The sequence below is a fragment of the bacterium genome (genome assembly GCA_021159335.1).
Lineage (GTDB): Bacteria > UBP14 > UBA6098 > B30-G16 > B30-G16 > JAGGRZ01.
In genome coordinates this window covers 1-5,286 of sequence record JAGGRZ010000091.1, presented here as the reverse complement: position 1 = coordinate 5,286, position 5,286 = coordinate 1, and the positions used below count along the sequence as shown (strand labels likewise).

Genomic DNA, 5,286 nt, shown 5'->3' with positions numbered 1-5,286 from the left:
TCAAATCATTAAAAGAATCACCGTCAAGATCACCCGGTGAAAAAACATAATAAAATGTTCTTGAAAAACGAAGATAATCAAACAAAAATGCATAATCCATGTTTAAATGAACTAAAATGGTATCTAATATAATATCCTTTTTTATTAGAAAAAAAGAGGGTGTAAAACTGAATGTAAAACTGTCTGGCATATATCCAGGCAACACAATGAATGAATCATATAAGCAATAGTTGGGCGCTAATAATCCTATGTATGGCATTGGACTAAAATTATCAGTATAAATTTTTACAAAAATAGTATCTATTAAGAATTTCCCCAATGGCAGATTGGCATTAACTGTCAAAAACTCATCATATAATCTATAACCAGATGATGGTGGAGCTCCAATTGTTCTACGATTTATTAGGATATATTTCTCGGAATCTGAATATTCTAATGGCAAAAAATAATCCAGGTCAATTTGTTTCCAAAACGAAGTATCAAGAATTGTTACATCCATTGAGTCAATGAAAAGTGTCCCATTAGGTATCGGACCATACTGAATTTTGATGTAACTTGTTGCTACAAGTGCCGCGCTAGTTGCTGAAAACATCAGATCTGGAAAATTATCGTCGTTTAAATCACAAACAGATGCTTCAGAAATTAAATTGTGTAAGTTATAAAAAATTGAGTTGTATAATGAAGTATCAGCTAACTCACAAACTTTGATATTTGCTTGTTCCAATTGGATAGTAATTGCTTGTAAGTGAGTTCCATAAATGATTAAGAAAAGTATAATCTTTAAACTTTTTGAGATCATGCTATTGTTAAATTTTCTATCCTGTGAAGAATCTTAGACTATCTCCCCCATCTTCCTGAATGGATGAGGAATAACGACTTTCTGCAAAAGGACGCCAAGGGATTTAGGATATTCTGCCCCCTGCTCAACAGCGGATTCAACCGATGCCACATCACCGGTTATGGTGACGAACGATTTCCCTCCCAGCCCTACCGCGGGACGGATCTCAAGAAGCCTTACATCGCCTGATTTGGCGGCGATATCTGCCGCTTTTATGGCACTCGCAACCGTGTATGTTTCTATAACTCCCAGCGCTTCGCCAAGAGTCGCGCCCGTGCTCGCTGTTAAGGCCGGGATAACATCCTGATGAAGATTGGGTATAATAATGTGGTCAACGCACGAGGGACCGGAGATGCTTAGCCCAGCGTTGACTGAGTCCTGAACCGCCTGAACCAGCCCGGAAACTATCGTTAAAAACTTGCCCGAACATATCGTTTTGGCGACCAGAAGCTTGACCTCAGCAGCTTTTATCATAGCATCGGTCGCCTCTATGCCCTTCGCAATGCTCGTAAACTCAAGTAGTCCGATAGTCGGTTCCATAATGCACCCAAATCAAGATAAAGTTAAACTTTCCGTCGTGCAAGAAATAATCACACCTCATGAACCCAACCGGAAAGCAAATCTGGGTTTATCCTCTCCCCGCAAAGTTTTGCGGTTCGCTCTGATTTCGTTACTTCGCCCACCATGCAAACAGGCACATCAAGTTCATCTTTAAGCACGCGCGCTATTTTTCGACCGACATCCTCGGGTGCGGTGAAAATAAGCTCATATTCCTCGCCGCTTTTGGCTGCGAAAATATGTGGAACCATCCTTACCTCCGATGCTATTTTTTCAACTCCTGGGAAAAGCGGCAAGCGCTCGAGTTCCACCAATACGCCCGCATTCGACTCATCAGCAATATGCATCAAATCCGCCCAAAAACCGTCCGAAATGTCTATCATCGAGCTTGGCGAGAAAGATGCGATAATCTCCCCTGCTTCCAGTCTGCATCGAGGTCGCTTGTGCCTTATAATCATTAGTTCACGCTCTACTTTGCTTAGATTATTGCCCTCAGATTTGCCGGTAAGCAACATAAGCCCGGCAAGTGAACCACCAAGCACTCCTGTAACCCATATCTTGTCTCCCACTCTGGCGCCGTGTCTGTATACCGGCTTTTTCGCCGTCCCAAGCACACCAACAACCGCGTGGAATCCCGCATCACTTTTCGTTATGTTGCCCCCGAGAAGTTTTATTCGCAATGGCCTGATAAATGTATTAACTCCATCGTAGAATCGCATTATATCCGTCATTCCAAAAGAGGCTGAAATAGAGAGCGAAATCATAACACCGACCGCTTTCCCACCCATCGCAGCTATATCCGACACTGCCGCTGAAACTGACTTGTAACCAACATCGGCAGCGCTCATGTAATCGAACGAAAAATGGACCCCCTCAACCATTTCGTCAGTCGTTAGAAGAATTTTATCTTCTATACCCTCAATGACTGCGCAGTCATCGCCGATAAATTCAGGAAATCGCTTTCTTATCGCATTTATTATTTCAAATTCCATGTTCAACTTGCTTACCTGTTGCTCCTTTTCTCATTAACGAAACAAGGGGCGGGATAAGAATAAGTTGCGCGATTATTCCGGGTAAACCGGTTACTAAAGCGCTTGAAACAATAACGAAAACTCCGCGTTTGAAAACATTGGGAGCTAACCCAAAGCTTAGAACCACAATCCAGCCCAGTGCGAGGAAAAGCTTCGAAACCACGATCGCAACAAGAAGTGTCGGGATTATCGATAATTTTCTTCGCAGAATCCCTATCAAAAACCCCATGGCCCCGAGCTCGAACATCATCGGTATAAAAAGAGGAAACGGTGGCATGCCCGATACTAAGAAGTTGAACGGTGGAGCAATAATCCCCAGCACCAACGCTGCTATCGGCGAAAGGATAAAACCCGCGAGCTGAATCGGAATGTGCATGGGCAGAAGCACGCGTCCGCCCTGCTGAACCGAAAGGTGAACCACAAATGGCAGGACGAAAGACAAAGCGAGAAATATCGCGAAGTAGGCTAATTTCTTGGTTCTTTGGGTTATCATAGGTCTCCCGTCCATGCGAAAATTTTCGCCACACCTATCACCGCCGCTGTTTCAGCGCGAAGCCTTGCAGGTCCGAGTGATAGAGGCACTGCGTTATGCTCCGCCAGCTCATTTTTCTCGGCATGAGAAAAGCCACCTTCAGGACCAACAAAAAGCGCGACTGAGCCATCAGGTTGAATCATTCTTTTAGGTGGTGAGGGTAACCCGTCCGGGTCAGCGTAAATAAGTCCGTCAAAATTTTTTCCTCTCCGGTTAAGGAACTCCCTAAGTTCCACTACATCGGATATTGTAGGCAACCATGAGCGTTTCGATTGCTTTATCGCTCTTATAGCTATCTTTTGCAACCGCTCAAGTCTTGTGCCCGACTTTATCTCGCGTATTGTGAAATCTGTTATCAATGGGACGAACTCGTTTATACCCAGCTGTGTTGCCCAATCGAGTGCTATCTCAAGCTGTTTTGGGCGGACCACGCCAAAGCAGAGCGAAAGTTTTATCTTGGGCTGGGCTACCGATTCTATTTGCTCGATAACCTTTCCGACAGCTCCTTTAACATAACTTTTCTCGAGGCGGCACCTAAACGAATCACCTATACCGTTAACCACGATGAATTCATCGCCAACTTTTGCACGCAGAACTCTGGTTAGATGATGAGCTTCCTCGCCATCAAGGAAAACCTTTCCCTTGCTGAAATTACCCGGTGGAGCGTAAAAATATGTTGTGGTTATGAGCATCAGTGTCTAAGGCCAAGGTTACGCAAAATTCTCTTAACGAATCCTTCTCTGGGTGGTTTCTCATTTTTCCGCAATTTCTCGTAAAGTTTTCTTTCCTCTGAGGATAATTTTTGCGGCACAGCGAGGACAACCTGAGCAATAAGGTCACCTCTTCGTCCGCCGCCATATTCGGGTAGCCCCGCGCCACGAATCCTTATTATGTCACCGAATTGTGTCCCTGCAGGAATTTTTATTTCTATAGGTTTGCCGTCTATCCCATCTATGGTAACCGTTCCACCGACAGCAGCAGTAGCTATTCCTACCGGTATATATGTGAAAAGATTGTTTTTGTCCCTTATGAACCTTGGATGCCTTTTTTCCCGCACTATTATTATCAAGTCTCCCGCACTACCTCCGCCAGTCCCCGCATTTCCCTTGCCATGAATCCTCAACACTTGGCCATCATAAGCCCCAGGTGGAATGTCAACCTGCAAAGTCTCCGCAACTTTAACTCTGCCGCTCCCGCCACAGGTTTTGCAAATTTTTGTCGGTATTTTGCCGCTCCCGCCGCATGTTGGACATGTTACTATTCTTGTAACTGTTCCGAAGATTGTTCTTCCAACCTGTCTTAGTTGTCCGGTCCCATTGCACTGTGGGCAAACCCTGAGTCCCTCACCGGGCGGGTAACCCAGTCCGTGACAATCGGGACAAACTTCATATCGCGTTAATTTTATCTTCTTTTTTGCACCATTGCATATTTCTTCGAGCGTGAGGTCTATCACTACCCTCAGCGTTTCACCCCGCCTCTGGTATTCGCGAGTCGCAGCATGACCACTCTCACCCCAGATATCACCGAAAACATCAGTAAATATTTTGAAAGCGTCAGATAGGTCGAACATCTCAAAGAACGATTCGAAATCGCCGAACTCGGCTCCACGGTCGTACTGCGCCCTTTTTTGAGGGTCAGAAAGTATTTCGTAAGCTTCCGATATTAGCTTAAACTTTTCCTCGGCTTCGGGGTCGTTAGGGTTTCTGTCAGGGTGATATTTAAGAGCGAGTTTTCTGTAAGCGCTTTTTATCTGCTCGAGTGTCGCATCACGGGGCACGCCGAGAATCTCATACGGGTCTATTTTAGCTCTTCTCTGCATTCTTATCGTTGTCCTTGCCTTGCTTGTCGCTCTCGTTCTCTGACTTATATGTGCCAACAACGACCTTAGGCGCTATTATCAGCCTTTCGCCTCGCTTGTATCCTCGCTGAACAGTTCTTAGAACTTTGTGGTGAAGTTCGGGGCTATCAACTGGCTCAACAGCTACAGCATCGTGTTCAAGTGGATCGAAGGGCATACCGTCGGGCTCAATAACTTCAATACCTTCAAGCTTGAGCAGCTCATTTATTTTGTTAGCTATAATTTTCACGCCTTCAACTATCGTGTCGGGTTTTGCCCCTTCTTGGGCAGCTTTGAGTGCTCTGCTCACATCGTCCGCTATGCTTAAAAGTTTTGATATTATGTTATCCCTTTCCTGAGCCAAAAGTTCGGCAAAAATTTTCTCCTGCCTTTTCCTAAAATTCTCGAACTCAGCTGCAAGCCTAAGATTTTTATCTTTAAGTTCCGCGTTCTCCTCCTCAAGCTTGGCTAATTTTTCTCGGAGTTTGTC

General features: G+C 44.8%; 7 protein-coding genes. All 7 read right to left on the bottom strand.

What is annotated here, in order from left to right; translation table 11 throughout:
• Positions 1-799, bottom strand: a 799-nt coding sequence (locus tag J7J62_05465; GenBank protein MCD6124601.1) for a hypothetical protein, incomplete at its 3' end; no start/stop codon positions are given.
• Between the two features lie 33 nt (positions 800-832).
• Positions 833-1,378, bottom strand: a complete 546-nt coding sequence (locus tag J7J62_05460; GenBank protein ID MCD6124600.1) for a BMC domain-containing protein — start codon at positions 1,376-1,378, stop codon at positions 833-835.
• A gap of 50 nt (positions 1,379-1,428) precedes the next feature.
• Entirely contained in the window at positions 1,429-2,388 is a 960-nt protein-coding gene (gene thiL / locus J7J62_05455) for a thiamine-phosphate kinase (protein MCD6124599.1), read from the bottom strand.
• Positions 2,378-2,920, bottom strand: coding sequence for an ECF transporter S component (locus tag J7J62_05450; protein ID MCD6124598.1), 543 nt, complete (start codon positions 2,918-2,920; stop codon positions 2,378-2,380). Before J7J62_05450 ends, thiL begins: the two co-directional genes overlap by 11 nt.
• Complete coding sequence (locus J7J62_05445; protein MCD6124597.1) at positions 2,917-3,651, bottom strand: 16S rRNA (uracil(1498)-N(3))-methyltransferase; 735 nt, start codon at positions 3,649-3,651, stop codon at positions 2,917-2,919. Before J7J62_05445 ends, J7J62_05450 begins: the two co-directional genes overlap by 4 nt.
• Positions 3,651-4,778, bottom strand: coding sequence for a molecular chaperone DnaJ (gene dnaJ, locus J7J62_05440; GenBank protein MCD6124596.1), 1,128 nt, complete (start codon positions 4,776-4,778; stop codon positions 3,651-3,653). Before dnaJ ends, J7J62_05445 begins: the two co-directional genes overlap by 1 nt.
• A partial coding sequence (locus tag J7J62_05435) for a nucleotide exchange factor GrpE (GenBank protein MCD6124595.1) occupies positions 4,762-5,286 on the bottom strand: 525 nt, incomplete at its 5' end. The genes dnaJ and J7J62_05435, both read right to left, overlap by 17 nt.